The organism is Pseudomonas nabeulensis, assembly GCF_004682045.1.
GTDB lineage: Bacteria > Pseudomonadota > Gammaproteobacteria > Pseudomonadales > Pseudomonadaceae > Aquipseudomonas > Aquipseudomonas nabeulensis.
The window spans coordinates 65283-81226 of sequence record NZ_QUZT01000004.1 but is presented as its reverse complement, the minus strand read 5'-3'; the positions used below and the strand labels follow the sequence as shown (position 1 = coordinate 81226).

At 57.5% G+C, this 15944-nt stretch carries 20 protein-coding genes; all 20 read right to left on the bottom strand.

Annotation, left to right across the window (positions count from 1 at the left end):
• The 20 genes from DYL61_RS03695 to DYL61_RS03595 all read right to left on the bottom strand — a co-directional run bounded on the left by DYL61_RS03695 (window position 1) and on the right by DYL61_RS03595 (window position 15868).
• On the bottom strand, window positions 1–516 hold the full coding sequence (locus DYL61_RS03695) for an integrating conjugative element protein (RefSeq protein WP_135307256.1): 516 nt from the start codon (window positions 514–516) through the stop codon (window positions 1–3).
• Window positions 513–1061, bottom strand: a complete 549-nt coding sequence (locus DYL61_RS03690) for a lysozyme family protein (RefSeq protein ID WP_135307255.1) — start codon at window positions 1059–1061, stop codon at window positions 513–515. Before DYL61_RS03690 ends, DYL61_RS03695 begins: the two co-directional genes overlap by 4 nt.
• Complete coding sequence (locus DYL61_RS03685; protein WP_135307254.1) at window positions 1043–1762, bottom strand: TIGR03759 family integrating conjugative element protein; 720 nt, start codon at window positions 1760–1762, stop codon at window positions 1043–1045. The genes DYL61_RS03690 and DYL61_RS03685 overlap by 19 nt, the downstream gene beginning before the upstream one ends.
• A gap of 9 nt (window positions 1763–1771) precedes the next feature.
• Window positions 1772–2443: a chemotaxis protein gene (locus tag DYL61_RS03680; protein WP_135307253.1), complete on the bottom strand. Its 672-nt coding sequence runs from the start codon at window positions 2441–2443 to the stop codon at window positions 1772–1774.
• Window positions 2440–2982, bottom strand: coding sequence for a PFGI-1 class ICE element type IV pilus protein PilL2 (gene pilL2 / locus DYL61_RS03675; RefSeq protein WP_135307252.1), 543 nt, complete (start codon window positions 2980–2982; stop codon window positions 2440–2442). Before pilL2 ends, DYL61_RS03680 begins: the two co-directional genes overlap by 4 nt.
• Before the next feature lie 183 nt (window positions 2983–3165).
• Entirely contained in the window at window positions 3166–3510 is a 345-nt protein-coding gene (locus tag DYL61_RS03670; RefSeq protein ID WP_135307251.1) for a hypothetical protein, read from the bottom strand.
• A 116-nt stretch (window positions 3511–3626) separates the two neighbouring features.
• A complete protein-coding gene (radC, locus tag DYL61_RS03665; RefSeq protein WP_135307250.1) occupies window positions 3627–4121 on the bottom strand; it encodes a RadC family protein in 495 nt (164 codons plus the stop codon).
• 100 nt (window positions 4122–4221) lie between these two features.
• Window positions 4222–4479: a hypothetical protein gene (locus DYL61_RS03660; protein WP_135307249.1), complete on the bottom strand. Its 258-nt coding sequence runs from the start codon at window positions 4477–4479 to the stop codon at window positions 4222–4224.
• Between the two features lie 70 nt (window positions 4480–4549).
• On the bottom strand, window positions 4550–5131 hold the full coding sequence (locus tag DYL61_RS03655) for an STY4534 family ICE replication protein (RefSeq protein ID WP_135307248.1): 582 nt from the start codon (window positions 5129–5131) through the stop codon (window positions 4550–4552).
• A gap of 1091 nt (window positions 5132–6222) precedes the next feature.
• Window positions 6223–8190 carry a DNA topoisomerase III gene (locus DYL61_RS03645; protein ID WP_135307247.1) on the bottom strand — a complete coding sequence of 656 codons (1968 nt, stop codon included), beginning with the start codon at window positions 8188–8190 and terminating at the stop codon, window positions 6223–6225.
• Window positions 8191–8415: 225 nt separating this feature from the next.
• A complete protein-coding gene (locus DYL61_RS03640; protein WP_090454352.1) occupies window positions 8416–8886 on the bottom strand; it encodes a single-stranded DNA-binding protein in 471 nt (156 codons plus the stop codon).
• On the bottom strand, window positions 8883–9401 hold the full coding sequence (locus DYL61_RS03635; RefSeq protein WP_135307246.1) for a DUF3158 family protein: 519 nt from the start codon (window positions 9399–9401) through the stop codon (window positions 8883–8885). The genes DYL61_RS03640 and DYL61_RS03635 overlap by 4 nt, the downstream gene beginning before the upstream one ends.
• Complete coding sequence (locus DYL61_RS03630) at window positions 9398–10153, bottom strand: PFL_4669 family integrating conjugative element protein (RefSeq protein ID WP_135307245.1); 756 nt, start codon at window positions 10151–10153, stop codon at window positions 9398–9400. The genes DYL61_RS03635 and DYL61_RS03630 overlap by 4 nt, the downstream gene beginning before the upstream one ends.
• A 146-nt stretch (window positions 10154–10299) precedes the next feature.
• Window positions 10300–11490, bottom strand: a complete 1191-nt coding sequence (locus tag DYL61_RS03625; RefSeq protein WP_135307244.1) for an STY4528 family pathogenicity island replication protein — start codon at window positions 11488–11490, stop codon at window positions 10300–10302.
• A complete protein-coding gene (locus DYL61_RS03620; RefSeq protein WP_135307243.1) occupies window positions 11487–12035 on the bottom strand; it encodes a DUF2857 domain-containing protein in 549 nt (182 codons plus the stop codon). The genes DYL61_RS03625 and DYL61_RS03620 overlap by 4 nt, the downstream gene beginning before the upstream one ends.
• Window positions 12032–13618 carry a ParB family protein gene (locus DYL61_RS03615; protein WP_135307242.1) on the bottom strand — a complete coding sequence of 529 codons (1587 nt, stop codon included), beginning with the start codon at window positions 13616–13618 and terminating at the stop codon, window positions 12032–12034. The genes DYL61_RS03620 and DYL61_RS03615 overlap by 4 nt, the downstream gene beginning before the upstream one ends.
• A gap of 14 nt (window positions 13619–13632) precedes the next feature.
• On the bottom strand, window positions 13633–13842 hold the full coding sequence (locus DYL61_RS03610) for a hypothetical protein (RefSeq protein WP_135307241.1): 210 nt from the start codon (window positions 13840–13842) through the stop codon (window positions 13633–13635).
• A gap of 83 nt (window positions 13843–13925) precedes the next feature.
• Entirely contained in the window at window positions 13926–14768 is an 843-nt protein-coding gene (locus DYL61_RS03605) for a ParA family protein (protein WP_135307240.1), read from the bottom strand.
• Window positions 14769–14772: 4 nt separating this feature from the next.
• The gene (locus tag DYL61_RS03600; RefSeq protein WP_135307239.1) at window positions 14773–15003 is read right to left on the bottom strand and encodes an AlpA family transcriptional regulator; all 231 of its coding nucleotides are present in this window, start codon (window positions 15001–15003) and stop codon (window positions 14773–14775) included.
• Window positions 15004–15118: 115 nt separating this feature from the next.
• Window positions 15119–15868 (bottom strand): hypothetical protein, encoded by a 750-nt coding sequence (locus DYL61_RS03595; RefSeq protein WP_135307238.1) that lies wholly within the window; start codon window positions 15866–15868, stop codon window positions 15119–15121.
• Window positions 15869–15944: the final 76 nt, after the last annotated feature.

Genomic DNA, 15944 nt, shown 5'->3' with positions numbered 1-15944 from the left:
TCACTGTTCCAGTGAGGTGGCAGTGATCAAGACGGGATAGTGCTCAATCTGCAGGCGGATGGCGATGTCGTTGCCGTTGACCGGCAGGATGGTGATGCCCGGAGCGGCTGCTCGAATCCGGGCCAGGGCTTCATTATCGGCCACTTCAACGGCGAGGCCAGCCGCGCCCATTTCCTGCAGTTCAGCAGCGCGTTGACGCAACCAAGTCAGCGACTGGGAATCGTCACCGATTAGGAAAAATGGCCGCAAACCAGGCATGCTCAGAGCGCGAGACGTGATCTGGCCGGGGCTCAAGTGGGAGCTGCGGACGGGCAGTATCCAGGCTTCATCGGCAAACGTGGACAGGTCCGCATGCATGGCCCGATCAGGCTGGGTCTTGTTGTTTATTGGCGGCCTGGAAACTTGAAAATGGGGTCGGGTGAAGTCGCTAGGCTGATCCTCGGCAACGGTCAGTTCCGGCTGGGCGAAAAGTGCCAAGAGCAGGATGCAATAACAGACACTGGGGATTCGCTTCATGGTGGTGTGCCCTGTTCAAAGGAAATCAGCAGCTGTTCGAGTCTCTGGGAAAAGCCAGCGCGGTAACGTGCGGCCGGCGCGCCTCCTGCCGGATGGTGATAGCGCCCGGCAGCCAAGACCCAATCACCGGTGGCATCGTGATGCTCCTGCAGCAGCGCGGCGGTCACGGCGAGATTTCGGTAGGGATCAAGGGCTTCGCAAGGGCTGGAAAAACGTTGTCCGTGGTAACCCAGGTTGGTTTGCCCGAGACCGGCATCGACCCGCTTGGCGTCATGTCGGGCGAGTGCCTGAAGCAAGGCGTGACAGGCGGCCTGGCGAGTGGCGAAGCGGTAGGGTGTTCCAGCGATGTTCAGGGTCCAAGGCCAGGGCAGCAGTCGACCACGGACGCGGGTACCACTCTCCTGCAGGGCAATAGCGAACAGCACCGTAGAAGGGATGTCGGCGTCATGCGCCGCCAGTTGGTAGGCAGGAGGCGGAAGTTCGTCAGCCTGGACGGCGAGCATCGTCAGCATGAGCGCAATGCCACTCAGTCGAAGCGTCGCCATTGTCCATTCACCTGTTGGTACGTGGCGGGCAACGGCCCCGGGGCACCCAGGCTGAACCAGCGACCACGGTCATGGTTCAAGGTGATCTGCTGGCGTTGGACCTTGACCGGATCGATGTCCGCTTGCCGAGCCCAGCTACGGACGCGTTCATCCTGGCCTTGGCTGCCCACCAGGTAGATATCGAACGCCGTGTCGCTGCTTTGCAGACGCTGCGCTTCGGCGGTGCACTCTGGGCAGTGGTCCTCCACAAACAGGGCCTGGCGCGGCATGACCGATGAGCTGGCAGGGGGCGGGGACGCCATGCCCTGGATCGGCAGCAGCCCGGGAAACAGCTTGGCCCAGGTCGCGGTGTAAGCGTTTTGGTAAGCCAACTCGCGCTCGGCGCGTTTGGCTTCCAGCGCTACCTGTAATTCGGCATAGCGCTTGCGCTCTTGGTCGGTCTGGGCCTCGACCCCGAGTGCGGTCAACGGATCGAGGTTCGGGCTCCAGAAACCGCGCGGGCCGGCTTGGATCTGTTCGAAGCGCGTCCACTCCTGCTCCGTCAGACCCCAGCTCGCCGCCTGTTCAGAGTCAGAGCGCCCCAGCGGAGCAGACTGCGTGTCCTGGGTCCGTGACTGTGTCGTGACGGGGTTGCCCACCGCAGCGCCCATGGCCAGTAGCGAAGCGAGACAGACAACGGTTGGCAGTAGCGTTCTGTTCATGATCACTTCTCAAGGGAGGTGCACGGTCTGATCTGGCTGAGCGGCCACCGCGAAGATGGCTGAGTTCGGCTCCAGTATTTTTAGGCGCCAAGCCCCTTGCTGCTCGCCGCTATGTAGCAGCCGGACATCCGTGAGCGAGCGACTGTCATGAGGTGCGACCGCAAGAAAGCGCTCACCACCGCGGGACTCGACACTCAATACTGAAAACGGTGGCGAGAGCGGGGTGGGTTTGGGGCGAGCGGTCTTTTTCGGTTTGGTCGCAGAAGGCGTCGGCGGTGGAGGGAATGGCTTGGTCCTGAGGTCCAGGAGCTGCTGCTCGACCTGTTCAATGCGTGCGCGCAGCGCTGTCAGGTCTGCCTGGGTGGCGCAGGCTGCGAGACCATCACGCAGTTCCTGTAGCTCTTGCGCCCACTGATCCAACATCGGATCGAGGGTACTGGCCTGTTGCTCACTAGTATCGACCATCTGCTTCAGGTCTTTCAGCGCGTACTGCAGCTTCTCCTGGGCGTCCTTGAGGGCGCTTGAATCATGTTGCAGGGTGTCCAGGGTTTGTAGGTGTTGGGTGTTCGTGCTCTGCAGTTCGGCCACGCGTTGATACAGATTATACAAACCACCGCTCAGGCCGGCGACCGCCAAGCAAAGCAGCCCAATTATGAGGGTTTGAAACGTCGAGGCTCTCATGGGCGTGCCTCCAACAGATGGGGCGAGACGGGTGTGATCAGCGCGACGCCGGCCTCCGTTTTCTGCTGTTCGAAGCAGACCGAACGGCTGACTTCATCGGTCGTGAGTTGCCAGGCGGGGCCAGCCAGTACTTGTAGCGCGCGGCGCAAAGGGATTGGACCAAGCCGGTAATGGGTTGCAGGCAGGGGCCGGGTAAACAGCACCTTCACCGACGCAGTAACAGGGCAAAGCGCATAACCAGAGCGCAGCAGCACGTACTGCAACGCATCCTGCACCGAGGGGGTCAGGCGGGACGGGATGTTCACTTCAATGATTTGGGCAAGAAGATCGCGTTGCTCCGTGGTGGGCTCGGTGCTGACCAGCGTGTAGCGGCCATAACGAAGCTCTGCTGGATGGCTTTCTTCGGCTATGCCCCTCGAGTGCTGGGCCCGATTGGAGCCACTGTCGATCTCTGGATTGGTCGGCAAAGGGTTGGGGATTTGCGCGGTGCAGGCGCTCAACAAACCCAGCAGGCAGACAGGCGTGAAAAAACGCTCCATGGAAGAAACCTCATGTCAGATTCAGTGCAGAACCTGACATGAGGTGAAGAAGCGATTCAGTGAGAAAGTTGATTCAAGATGGACCGTTTTAAAGTTACGCGCTCTCGTTGTCATCCGCTGCCTGCGCAGTATCAACCGACTTGGTTCTTCAGGATTTTTTGGGCGGCTCGGAAAGGACTGCCGCTAAAGAAAACCTAAGGCCGCGTAAATACTTTCAAGCGTGATGTGTTTGAGCGCGATGCCTGACAAAAGTGTTACGCCGAGCATAAAAATACCGACTCTTAGCGCGAGCTTTACTGTGTTAAGTACGCCGGGATAGCGCCTTAGGTAACTGACGACGATTTTTCGATAATCTGCTCCGTTCCAGAATACCCATATAGAAATAACAGTCAGGAAAAACCAAGCAATAGGTTCAGGATGTTCAAAGCGAATAGCTGTGGCTGCAAGGCCAATAGCCGTGAGACCGACTCCATTGGCGAACTTGAAGTACTTTCTTGCTATCAGCTCATCGTGATCTTCTATAAACATGGCTTGTCTCACTGTGTTTGATGGCTAGACGATAGCGCGTCGTACGAACGAATCAAGCGGCTGTGAAAAATTGTGAAACAAAAAACCGAAAGGCGCCCCGAAGGCGCCTGTGATGGTTAAAGCCAGCCATGTTCGGCAAGGGAAAGCGGACGACCTTCACCCACGATGAAGTGATCCAGTACGCGCACTTCGATCAAGGCCAAGGCCTCTTTCAACCGTGCGGTCAAGACGCGATCCGCCTGGCTGGGTTCTGTACAACCTGAAGGGTGGTTGTGAACAAAAATGACGGCCGCAGCGTTATGCGCTAGGGAACGCTTGACGACTTGGCGGGGGTAAACGGCGGCGCCATCAATGCTGCCGTGAAAGAGGACTTCGAACGCCAACACCCGGTGTTTGGCATCGAGAAATATCACACCGAAGACTTCATGCTCTTGTTGCACAAGATGCAGTTTTAGGTATGAGGCCACTGCGCCAGGCGACGTCAGGTTAGGGCCGCGGGCGAACAGCCGACGATCCAGAATATGCAGTGCTTCGTCGATCACCTGGTTTTCTTGGACGATACGATCAGCCTCGAAATCCGAGGTCTCAATCAGTGTGAGTTGGGTGCTCATGGTGGTACCTCCGAAGGGAACAATCAGGGGTACACGCCCGAGGGGAGTGGTGTCCCCTAGGTGGGTGTGGAGTTGCGGGCGTTAGCAGATGGCGCGCTGTTTACAGCCGCGTGAATCGGTGGCGTTGACCGTGTAGGTGTGAACCACAACCGTCGCAGGGCAATGGGGAAAATGCTTTTATTCCCCAGCCAGTTTCGGGATCGAAGTCGGCACTGATGGGCATTAACTGAACCAGTCCTCGATGGTTGCCGGCGATGCGTTTCTCAATTTCATCCGTCGTGTAATAGAGCGATAACGTGCTGTAGTCCTCGTAAGCAGTAGCGAACAGGCAGTCGTCGCAAAGCCAGAAGGATTCCATGTGGTTCTCCTGTGCGGATTGAAGAAAAGGCGCTCGACGGAGCGCCTTGCTGAGGAACATCGTGGACTGTTCAGGCGGACTGAACGGTACGGGTGGCATCACGGCGGGCCGTGCGGGGAGTGGGTGGAGATTCAGGTTCGACCCGAGCCTCTGTTGGGTTTGCGGTCTCCTCAGCTTCGGTATCAGCCGATGAAGGGGATGGCTCACTGTTTGGCGCTTGCTCAGCAGGTGCTGTTACTTCCTGCCTGGCGGGCGCTTTGTATTCGAACGTGCCGTTGACCTTGATCCAGTCAATGAACAGCAAACGACCTTTCAGGCTGGAGCCCGGTTGACCTTGTTTAACGCCTTTCTCGTAGAGAAACGGATCGATCCACAGGTCGCCGATACGGAACGACAGCAAGACCTTTTTCTCGGCTTTGACGGCGCCCATATAGAGACGAATCAAGCGTTCAGCTTCACCCCCAGCGACTTTGCAGTCGAAACGGGTGTACTCCACCGCATCGGTGGCACCGTGCAGGGCTGCGATATCGCAAGCCATGAATGGCTGGCCGCGGCGGACTTGTACTTCACGAACACGGTTGAGATAACCGATACCGACGGTGTGCAGATTGAAGTAAGTGGTCGCTTCTTGGGAGTGGTTGGCGTGGGCCATGGTGGTTCTCCTGTTTCAAGGGAAAACGGCGACGCACAGCCCCTGACGGGGAAGTGAGCCCCCGTCAGGGTGGGTAAGGTGAAGGCAAGCGATGAACGACTCTGCACCGGCAAGCCGATGACGATCAGAACGATGCGTCTGGAGAAATAGCGGTGCAGCAGAGGAGCATCTGCGGTGGTGATCCGCAAGCATAGGGTAGTGGGCATTCATCACCGCTGAAGCGGTAACCGCGCGAGCTTCCGAACGCTGATCGCACTTGGGTAAACCACCACGAACGTGGCGTAGCCTTGAAGGTTCTGGCTACCTGGGCTGGGCTGTCAACGACAGCGAACCACGCCCTTTGTATAAGCCTGTCATAGGGGAGCGTCAAGACGCTGCCACCCGATTTTTTATGGCCGGAATATAGTGGGAGTCACTGGACTGAAGAAAGTGAAGAGTGCGCCTGGCGGGGTGCCAGGCGAAGAAGAGAAAAGCCACCTTTGACGGTCGTACGCAGTCGACAAGCGCCTCGCAAAACTTTATTCACTACGTCACGCTTCGCCAACCGACCCTTGTCGTGGCCCGGGTCGGAACATGCTGGCACGCATCCGCGCACAAAGGGTGCCCAGTGTTTCCCCGGTGGGCTCCGGAACTGAATACGATCGCTGAAGCGGATGACCGCTGTTGCCGGGCAGAGGCAACAGTGGTCATCCGCCACAGTGATCAGGTCGAGCACAAATCAGGAATGAAATTCCGCAGAAAGAGAAGGCTCCGAACTCAAGGAGTTCGACCGAGCTGCCCGGAGCGATTCGGTCTTGGGTCGCCGTTGGCGATGATACTGAGACACTACAGCAGAGAGGGTGGGATCACGTCAAGCCAGTGGGCGATCCCGCATAAGCCACTACATTGAGCACGATGAAAGAGGTTACTTACTGCCGAGATGAGGGGCCAATTGTTCGACGGTTGCCAGGATAAAGGCGCGGTCACTTTCTGCGCCTTGGCCCGTGAAATCGGACAACACTTTATCGACTTAGAGAGGGATCAGCCGCCGTTGATGATGATGCACTGATCAGCACATCACCCCAATACTCATGCCGATCTACAGTGAAGCGTCATGAGCGACGCGTATCTTTTCTGATCGGCACTGTTCCCTTACAGTCGGGGTAGTGGGTGCATGACCAGAACGGCCCTGATTTCCCCTTTCGCCTGCGCATTGAGGCGTTGCAAATGGGGCAGGTCGGGCCGGCTTCGACCGGTACCGCCAAGGTGAGTGCGCCACACTGTTCGACCAATTGTGCAATCCAGTTCGCCTGCTTGGCGACGAACGCATCCAGGGTCAGTCGTCCCGCTTCGATTTCGTCCAGAGCCTGTTCCCAGATCGCGGTCATACCCGGATCCGCGACAGCAGCGGGTACCGCTTCGATCAGAGTATGGGCCGCTGCGGAGGCCATTAAGGCGCGTTTTTTCTTCAGCAAATAGCCGCGATCAATCAAGCCCTTGATGATGCCGGCTCGCGTGGCTTCGGTACCGATTCCGGTGGTGTCCCGAAGTTTCTGTTTCAGGCGTGGGTCGTTGACCAGCTTGGCCACGTTTTTCATCGCCTTGATCAGATCGCCTTCGGTGAGAGGTTTGGGAGCGGCAGTGCGCACGGACTTGAGTTCGGCGTCGTTCACTGCGCACTGAGTACCCTGTTGCAGGACGGGTAATACTTGGTGCTTTTGACTGGGCTCATCCTCCTCGGTGTTTTCGTAGAGCAAGCCTTTCCAGCCCTGGATCAGGATCTGTTTGCCAACAGCGGTCAATCGCTCTGTGCCGCACTTCAGTTCGACCTGAGTTCGATCAAACTCATGATGCGGAAGAAATTGCGCGAGGTAGTGGCTACGAATCAGTTCGTAGACTTGGCGTTCTTGTTCGGACATCCGCGCCAGGTTCGCCGGCTCGGTGGTGGGGATGATGCCGTGGTGCGCGGTGACTTTGGCATCGTTCCACACGCGGGAGTGCAGTGATCGATCGAGTCTTCCGAATGTGGGCTGCAGCGCCGGATCCGTTTTGAGCAGGGCATCGAATACCGCGGGTACCTCATTGAACATACTCTCTGGCAAATAGCGGCAATCGCTGCGTGGGTAGGTGGTGGCTTTGTGGGTTTCATACAGGGCTTGGGCGATGTTCAGGGTTTCCTGAGCGCCGAGTCCCAGCTTGCGCGAGCAGACTTCTTGCAGTGTGCTCAGGTCGAAGGGCAGGGGCGGAGGTTCTCGGAAACGCTCAGTCTGCAGCGAGAGCACTGTGGCGGTCTTACCGCTAGAAATCTCTTGGGCCGCCTGAATGGCCAGCGCTTGTTGCAGGCAACGACCTGCCTCGTCCTGCCCTGAGCTGGGTGGTAACCACGACGCGATGAAGGGTTGCCCCATTGAGGACAGGTGCACCTCCACTTCCCAGTAGGGCACCGAGATGAAGCTGGCAATCGCACGATCCCGATCGACTACCAGACGTAAAGTGGGTGTCTGGACGCGTCCAACCGACAATACACCGTCGTAGCCCGCCCGCCGACCAAGAAGGGTAAACAAACGACTCAGGTTCATGCCGATCAGCCAGTCGGCTCGGCTGCGGGCGAGGGCTGAGTGGTAAAGCAGGAAGGTCTCCTGACCAGACTTTAGTGAGGAAAGTGCGTTGCGAATCGACGCCTCATTGAGTGCGGACAACCAAAGACGTTGAACGGGACCTCGATACTTGCAGAGTTCCAGTAGCTCGCGGGCAATCATTTCACCTTCTCGATCGGCGTCGGTCGCGATGACGACAGCAGAGGCTTCACTGAGCAGGCGCTTGATGACTTTGAACTGTGCCGCAGTCTTGGGTTTGACCTCGACCATCCACTGCGCGGGGATGATCGGTAGATGATCCAACGACCAACTCTTGAATTGCTCGCCATAGGCTTCAGGCGATGCTGTCTCCAGCAGGTGGCCGATACACCAGGAGACGGTTGTCTCTGTGCCGATCAGGCAACCATCACCACGCCGAGTGGCCCCGAGTACCTTGGCGATGTCCCGACCCTGGGAAGGTTTTTCGCAGAGGAAGAGGCGCATAGAACTGCTCCGGATTGAGTTCGGAGCAGCGTTGTTGGAAACAGCAGTTGCGAGATATGAGAAACCTGAATTACAGGTTCCTCATATTAGAAGGTGAGGGCAGGCTTGAATGGGCCGAGGCTGCTAACCCGTTGCGGTTGGACGGCAGTGCGGATCTTCACGAGCAGCGTGTAGAAACACGCCAGCAACTTCGCGCAAAGGCGCAATTTTTATGCCTGAAGTCTGTCAGTCCGCAGGCGGCTGCCCACTGCGCTTTCTGGGTTTCGACGCTGGTGAACTGGCCTGTTCTGTACTTTTCCCGACGTGTGTCGCAGATGCCGCGGGTTCACTGGATCGTTCCCGCATAACCACGCTGTGCACCCGGTGAGGCAGAATGCCGACTCGACGGGCCTCGATCTTGAAGGTCACCCGCGCATTGTCTTCGCTGTCCTCCCACTCATCGCGTACGGTGCGGCCTTCGACCAGCACACGCATACCTTTCTGGTACAGGGTGCTCCAGTGTTCAGCCTCGCGGTGCCAGAGCTCAACCGGCGCCCAATAGCCGCCTCGATCTTCATAGCTGCCATCGCGTGGCACGGGGTTGTCGAAGTACACATTCAGCCGTAGCAAACGCCGTGGCTCGTCATTGCCTGAGGCGAATTCCTGGAACTCTGGTGCACTGCCGATGTTGCCTTCGCCGACGAAAAAAGTACTCATCGTGATATCTCCACTGCGGTTGTGAACTGGCGCAGCAGCCGTTCGGCACTGTCCATTTTGATCGCGCAGGTCGTGGCCTGGCGGTAGAGCGAATGCACCACACTCATCTGTAGGTTCAGTGCGATGCGATTGCATTCGAAACGGCGCAATCCCTCGCGTACGACCTGCGGCAAGGCTTTGTTGCAGACCTGGCGTTCCCAGACCGAGACTCCCATACGGGCAAAGTCACGGGTGCGCCAACGCAAAAAGGTGCTGCCAGCGCTGGTGTTCTGCAGCACCAATCGGATATCCAGCAGTGAGTAAGGGGGATTTCCGGCTTGCTGTACAACAGCCTCCATCAAGTCACATAACTGCGCCTCGATTTCCCTCGCCACCTGCGCCAGGTGCTCCAACTCCCCCTTACCCTTAAAAGGTTTTAAAAGGCCTTTTAGGGAGGCAGCGTGTTCGAGCTGCCGATAGGCATCCGGTGTCAACGCTTCGAAGGGCATTGGTTGAATCGGGATCATGGGATTCATGCTTCGTCCTCCGGCTCATCCACTGTCGCAGATGGCTCTCCGGCTTCCTCTGCCAACGCGTCAGCGTCATCCACTGCTACCGCACCGCGACGAATGATCGGTGGCGCGAACTGGGAGCGGCGATGACCCTCAAGGATGTCTATCGGGGGTAAGCCCAACTTCTCGATGGCCGCATTGGCACGGGCATTATTCGCCGCCATGTCATCACGCGTGACGCCTGCATGCCGATAGCGCTGTGCCTGACCGAACAGGCTGCGCAGCAGATGGGCACCGTCGTCGATCCAGGCTTCCATGTCGACGCGGCCAATCAGGGCTGTGTGATGGGCCAATAGGGTACGACGCACCAGGGTGTCGTAGTCGGTCAGCAGGTAGACCGCGAGAAAACCCAACTGGCTGCCGATATACAACGGCAAGGTGACGGGGTGGATGTTGAGGTTGTCGCCCATGTCGATCTGTGTCGGCAGGTCCTGTCTGATCCGATCCAGCTGCTGGGTCAGTCCCAGCATTCCAGCTTTGGCCTGCATCAGTTTTTCTTCGAGTTGCACGATGGCCCAGTCGGCATAGGGATCGTCCTGGGCCGCGGTTTGTTTGATCAGGTTGGTGACGCTGATGTAACCGGCCATGCCCATGATCGAGTGGACGCCTTCGCGTGCGGTCCGGCCTTGCCAGATACGGGCAGCGTGGTGGGTGTGCAGGGTCAGGGTGATGCTGCTGCGCAACGAGCCCAGGTTGAGTTGGTAGTGATCGGCCACGGTGTTGTCCTCGCATAAGCTTGGACGGGAACGTTGCAACAGATGAGGGGTAAAGACAGCCAAAAAGCTGAATGCGGTTTGTTCGGTTTGGTTTAAGAGTGCTAACTATGTAGACGTCAGTAGATTTGATGCCAGTGGCATCAAATCTATTGACGTCCACCGCGTTTGCCACGCAGTTGGCGTAGCTCATTCAGGCACGCTAGTGCGAGGGCGGATGCGGGTTCGCCCTGTTGTCGAGTTGATCGCGAGGTGGCCGGTAGGGGCGGTTCTGCAATGGGTAAAGGTTCTGCCTGACCTGCCCAAGGACGAAAATCGCCTTTCAGCGCACGCTGGATTAGACCCATCAGATAGGCCGCTGGCTTGCGGATTCCACCGGCCGCACAGCGTGCCCCCGCTTCGTTGAGCACCGCCTGCCGATCCGCTGGCTTAAGTTTGTTCAACGCCACGGTGACGGCCTGATGCTCGCTTGGGCTCAGGTGCAGTGGGGTGGGCCAGAGCAGGTTATCCACCGCAGGGGTCGCGCGCGGTACAGTACAAATACTTTCTTTTAATACAGTACAGGCGGCGTTCGGATTCCGAACGGTGCCGGAAACGCTGCTGTTCAAGCCTGGTTCGGATTCCGAACGAAGGTCTGCACGATTCCGAACGCGGTGATCGCCACCCCGTTCGGAGTCGCGTAACGCGTCAGCGGTTGCCTGATCCAATCCTTGCTGTGTCCAATGTTCGCCCCAACTGTCGAGCCGCGTCGGTAACCGATCCCGATCGATATTCGTGTCCTGGCGGACCTCCTCCACTACGTGCTGGGCGACAATACGCACCGCCTTGGTGGCATGAGCGAGGGCATGTCCGACCAGCTCCAGGTAATCCTGATCCAGTTCCATGGCCTCTGCGGGGGTTAACGGCTCATCGTGTAGAACATACAGAGAACCTTGATGACGTCCGCTGATCTGATCGCGGGCGTGACTCACCAAGCTGAGCCAGCGGGTCAGTCTGAGCATCGTCAAGACGCGGGCGATGGTTTCACGGGAAGCTGATGCACCGTAGGGCACGCTCGACAGGTACGGCTGCAAATCTTCATAGCGCGGCGTGACCACGCCCTGGCCTTGCAACATGAGTCGAAATACTTGCCAGGCATTACGTTCCAACGGCGTCAACCGACTATCCAGCAGCAGTCGACGCGGCACGACTTCGTGTGATTGACCACTGAACAGAAAACCAGCTTGCAGAGCCTGGTTAGAGGGTTGTTCAGTGGTAGGGCGCGCTGGCCAGCGTTCACTCAGCTGTTGGGTGCATTGCTGCAGGACACGCTGCCAGCGACTGGAAGGGGCGGTGTTCATATTTCGTTGCTGTAATGGTCGATCTGCTGCCACACGATGGTCAAGCTGATCTGTTGTTCTTCGGCCAGCATCATCATGGCGTCGAGCTGATCCTCGGTACCGTCCTGCGCGCGTAGCTGGCACCATCGCTGCCAGAGCGCATGTTCCTGGGCTTCGCTCAAATGCTGAGGACGGCCCTTACGGGTTTCTATCTTGAGCAGGCGTCGACGCAGGGCGGTATCCGAATGCGCCAAGCCGAAGCACCGATACATGATGGTGCTGCTGGCGCCCAGCTTGAGCGCTCGATTGATCAGCCGTTCGTTCTGCTCGTCGCGTTCGGCTTGCTCGATCAACCGATGTAGCACCGGCGAGTCAATCTTGACCTCAACCCAGGGTACGGTGGCATGGGCCAGACGCGACAGCGTGGTGGGCGGTAAGGATTGCAACAGGTAGATGTCGTCCTCACCCAAACCGAGTGCTTTGCAGCGTTGCAGGTTACCCAGGCGCAACTCGTGAAGGACCTGGGTCAGCATGGCCTGGTTGAGCACATTGAAGGATAAGCTCATGGCAGTTCCTTCGGTGAGTTGACTTCATGGGGAAGCGTTAAGTCGATCAGGCGACGGGCTAGGCGGATCAGGCGATACAGTTTGATGAGCAAACCGTCGGGCAGTCGCTCCAGTCCCACATCCACGGCGGGACGACCTGTCAGCGGGAGTTGGTAGACCCCCAACAACAACTGGCCGAACAGGGCTGAGGGCAGTTGCTTGCGGTCCTCCCAGTTCACGTCGTCTTGAGCGCGCAGCAGGGCCAGGAGCAGTAGGTGAACGCCGGTCGCGCGAGGCGCTGCAAGATCAAGTGGCTCGATGTTGAGGGCAAAACCCAAGCCATGCGTCTGATCGATGATGCTCTCGGGATGTCCGGCATAGGTCGCCATTTCCCGCGCCAGTCCGGCAATGGCTAAACGCAGTTCTTCGGGGCTATCCAGTGTGGGTGGGATGATCCAGATGTCGTCGATCGCGCATGCCTCGACGGTCGGTGCTGTATCGATTGAGATCTCGCGCTCGATCTGTTCACGAATCTGTTGAACACGTGACAGAGGGCTGATCTCTGAAACGACATTCGTTTCGTGCGGTGTGAGCCGTTCCTCTCGCGCTGTTTCGGTCAGGGACTTGGTCTCAGTTGATTTGGGATGAGGATCGGAGGAGAGAGGTTCTGCCGCGGCTTCATTAACACTCGGCAGATGGCTGTTCTCTGAGGGCGTGGTGATGACAATGCCAGGCGTCGAGATGACCCTTTGGGTATCGCTCAGCTCCAGGGCCAACATACGGTAGGACTGTCCGAGTAAGCGGCTCATGCGTTCAAGCAGTTCATCCTGGAGCTGCTCAAGATCGAAGGACTCGGGGTCGTTGTCAAAGTCGCCCAGGGTATCGAGCCAAAACTCGGCGAACGCAACGGTGACGGTTGGATAATGGTTCCAGGTTCGTTCGGCCTGGCTACGCAGACCGATTAGTCGTTCGATCTGTGGTTTACCCAATCCGGCATACAGGGTTTGTGGAATGGCGGGTAGTACGTGTTCAAGGGTGTCCAACATGCGGCTGATGTGTGATTGCGAAATCGGATAGCCTCCAGCGGCAAGACGTCGTGCCAGCTCACGTTGTGATAGCACAGCTCCCTCTGGTTCGAGCATGGCTTTGAGTTTGGCTACCGCCAGAGCCCGTTCGATGAACGTGAGTTGGCCATGTAGATCGCTTTCAGCCAGATGGCCGAGTAGGGCGGTGATTTCATTGCTCCAAGGTCGGAACAGGCAATGAATCCGAAAGAAGCGCTCATCACGGGTTTCCTGCCACAGCTCGCCGAGAATCGCCAATCGCGTATTACCGCCGTTGCGGATGATGAAATAGGTTTCTCCGGGGCGGCGGGTAATCGGTGGCGGTTGATCCAGCCCGCGTTCACGGATCGAAGCCTTGATATCGTCGTACAGAGGATTTCGGATGAAGCGCGGGTTGTGTTCGTAGGGCCGCAACTGCTCCAGCGTCACCAACATAGGCGTGTCAGCAAGTGGATCGGACAGCCGCTCCAGTTCTGAAGCTCGAGGAAAATGGTCCTGATGCAGCTTGTCGGTGACTTCCTCCTGACTGAGCTTTTTCATCTGAATAACCTCAGTTAACGGCGGTTGTGCAAATGATCACCGACCTCGAACTTGACGATCTCGGCAGTCCCCGAACCTTCGAAATGTTGGGAGAGTTCTGCGAGGAGCCAACCCATGGCCGAGCGTCCACCCTGCAGATGAAAGACTACGGTGCAGTACTCCTCGCAAGGTGGATGACGTGATCGAATGGATGGCTGAACGATGATGGGAAGTTGATCCAGCATCAAAAAACTCCTTGCCAAACGTTATTGGCAGCAAGGTTTGATAAGAATGATTCGACGAGAAATGGCCGGCTTGGCGACTCGTTTCATTGAACCTCCGCGCATCTGTTCACCGTAGATATCGCCTCGCGCCATTCCGGAAACAACTCAATGGCCAGCGCTTGCATGGTTTCCAATGCTGGTGGCGAGCGTCGTTCGCGTGACCGGCGCGTCTCGATTCGGTGGACTGGTAGGCCGAGGGAGGCGGCATTGAGATACGCCACTCGGTCTGGAACTACGGTTTCTAGAACCGAGATGTTGGTAGCCCCAGCGAAGGTCTCGCGCAGGCCACGGATGATCATTCGCGTGTCTACCCGTATGCTATTTACTTGGTTCAGCAGCAGTCGCAACGGTGGCGGTGTAATGCCCATGTGACGGAACGGTTCGAGCTCACTCAGCAGTTTCAAGGTGCCGCGGCGCAGTTCGCGGGCGGCGAGCATTTCCGGCGTGATGGGTGAGAGGGCGAGATCGGAGGCCAGGATAGCCATCTCCAGCAGCACGCTACGTGCGCCTTGGGTGTCGATCAAAAGCAGGTCATAACTGGGGCGGAAGGCGTCCAACAGATTGCGTAGACGCAGTCGCCCGTCAGGGGCGTGCAGCAGCAAGGTACTCAGTCGACCGTGATCATCATTGGAGAGGATCAGGTCGAGACCGGCAACCTTAGTTGTGGAAATTATCTGAGCAGAGTCTGTCAGGTTGAGCGCAATAAGCTCGTACGCGCCAGCGACAGCCTCATGGCTCAACGTATAATAGCTGGAGAGGGTGGGCTGGCTATCCAGATCCAGCAGTAGGACACGCAGGCCAGCATCCGCCAGCAGACCGCCGAGATTGGCAGCTACTGTGGTTTTACCGACCCCACCTTTGGTGGAAATCACCGAGACCACACGCATGGCGTCAGCCCTGCTGGCCTAGGCGTTCAACGACCCATCGATCGATCTCCAGCGAGTCCCAACCGACTGCGCGGAGCCCGATGCGTTTGGCTTGGGGAAATTTACCTTCCTTCATCAAGTTGTAGATGTGCGCGCGCTTGAAACCGGTTTTTCGCTCGACCTCCTCGCGCCGCATGATATGGCGCTCGACCTGTGGTTGAGGTGCTTCAGCGAAGGTTGAGGAATGGTTGGACATGCTGGTCACTCCTGGCGCCGATTGGCGCGTGGTGGGAAGTGACCTGAATTGAATAGCATAAAAATGTGAGAGTCATTGCAACGCAATCGAGAGCTTTGCATTGCAATACGGTGGCTTAGGTAGTTTTTTTGAGAATACGATTCGCCGCAGCGAATTTCTCGTCCAGCGTTCGTTTGCTGAGTCCCGGAACATCTTTATGGCGAGCGGTTATGGCATCGACGATAGCGGTTTGACTCTTGAATACGGAGAGGGGTTTGCCTGCCGGTGAAGAATCCAAGAAGGTGCTGAGCAAAGCACCAATGATTTGCAAATAGTTGTATTCGCTTCGCTCACTGAACTGTCCTTGCGTCTTCACCAGTGCTTTGAGGTTTTCCTGCTCAAGGCCTAAAGCCTGAAGATCAGCTTCAATGTTCTGAAGTTGCCGTTGCAGGGTGTTTCGCTCGCGCAGGAGGGCATCTCGCTCGGCCTGGAGAGCGAAGTACACACCCAGGCTGACTTTATCCTGAGTGTCGTCGACTGACGAGAATAAAAAATGGGGCCGCTGATCGGGATAGTGGATCTGCATCCAATAACGCAAATCAGAATGTCGTACCGTCAACAAATTAGGCTCCACGGGGGTGCCCAAGGGTACCGAGATACCGAAATAACCATACGGTAATTCGCCATGGCGGACGGCATCATAGATTTTTTCGGTATTGGCCTGCAGGCAAGGCCACTGGGGAAACAGGATACTGAGCTTCTCTGGGCTGGCCCCAGCAGCCTGCATGATCTGCGTCTCGTAATGGATGAGGTTGCACCAACGCAACGCGGCATCGATGGGGCGATAGAAGGTTTTAGCCTGCGGGTTAAAGTTGTTTGACGACATCTGCGAACGGACCTCCATTCCTGATGGATGGCCTCTCGCGAAATAACTCTAAGTCGCCTACTTGCTGGGAAACTCC

Coding starts and splice junctions, on each gene's coding strand:
- DYL61_RS03695 (WP_135307256.1), bottom strand. CDS start 516: ATGAAGCGAATCCCCAGTGTCTGTTATTGCATCCTGCTCTTGGCACTT.
- DYL61_RS03690 (WP_135307255.1), bottom strand. CDS start 1,061: ATGGCGACGCTTCGACTGAGTGGCATTGCGCTCATGCTGACGATGCTC.
- DYL61_RS03640 (WP_090454352.1), bottom strand. CDS start 8,886: ATGAGTACTTTTTTCGTCGGCGAAGGCAACATCGGCAGTGCACCAGAG.
- DYL61_RS03600 (WP_135307239.1), bottom strand. CDS start 15,003: ATGTCCAACCATTCCTCAACCTTCGCTGAAGCACCTCAACCACAGGTC.
- DYL61_RS03685 (WP_135307254.1), bottom strand. CDS start 1,762: ATGAACAGAACGCTACTGCCAACCGTTGTCTGTCTCGCTTCGCTACTG.
- DYL61_RS03660 (WP_135307249.1), bottom strand. CDS start 4,479: ATGGAATCCTTCTGGCTTTGCGACGACTGCCTGTTCGCTACTGCTTAC.
- DYL61_RS03620 (WP_135307243.1), bottom strand. CDS start 12,035: ATGAGCTTATCCTTCAATGTGCTCAACCAGGCCATGCTGACCCAGGTC.
- DYL61_RS03655 (WP_135307248.1), bottom strand. CDS start 5,131: ATGGCCCACGCCAACCACTCCCAAGAAGCGACCACTTACTTCAATCTG.
- radC (WP_135307250.1), bottom strand. CDS start 4,121: ATGAGCACCCAACTCACACTGATTGAGACCTCGGATTTCGAGGCTGAT.
- DYL61_RS03680 (WP_135307253.1), bottom strand. CDS start 2,443: ATGAGAGCCTCGACGTTTCAAACCCTCATAATTGGGCTGCTTTGCTTG.
- DYL61_RS03635 (WP_135307246.1), bottom strand. CDS start 9,401: ATGAATCCCATGATCCCGATTCAACCAATGCCCTTCGAAGCGTTGACA.
- DYL61_RS03615 (WP_135307242.1), bottom strand. CDS start 13,618: ATGAAAAAGCTCAGTCAGGAGGAAGTCACCGACAAGCTGCATCAGGAC.
- pilL2 (WP_135307252.1), bottom strand. CDS start 2,982: ATGGAGCGTTTTTTCACGCCTGTCTGCCTGCTGGGTTTGTTGAGCGCC.
- DYL61_RS03605 (WP_135307240.1), bottom strand. CDS start 14,768: ATGCGTGTGGTCTCGGTGATTTCCACCAAAGGTGGGGTCGGTAAAACC.
- DYL61_RS03670 (WP_135307251.1), bottom strand. CDS start 3,510: ATGTTTATAGAAGATCACGATGAGCTGATAGCAAGAAAGTACTTCAAG.
- DYL61_RS03625 (WP_135307244.1), bottom strand. CDS start 11,490: ATGAACACCGCCCCTTCCAGTCGCTGGCAGCGTGTCCTGCAGCAATGC.
- DYL61_RS03610 (WP_135307241.1), bottom strand. CDS start 13,842: ATGCTGGATCAACTTCCCATCATCGTTCAGCCATCCATTCGATCACGT.
- DYL61_RS03645 (WP_135307247.1), bottom strand. CDS start 8,190: ATGCGCCTCTTCCTCTGCGAAAAACCTTCCCAGGGTCGGGACATCGCC.
- DYL61_RS03595 (WP_135307238.1), bottom strand. CDS start 15,868: ATGTCGTCAAACAACTTTAACCCGCAGGCTAAAACCTTCTATCGCCCC.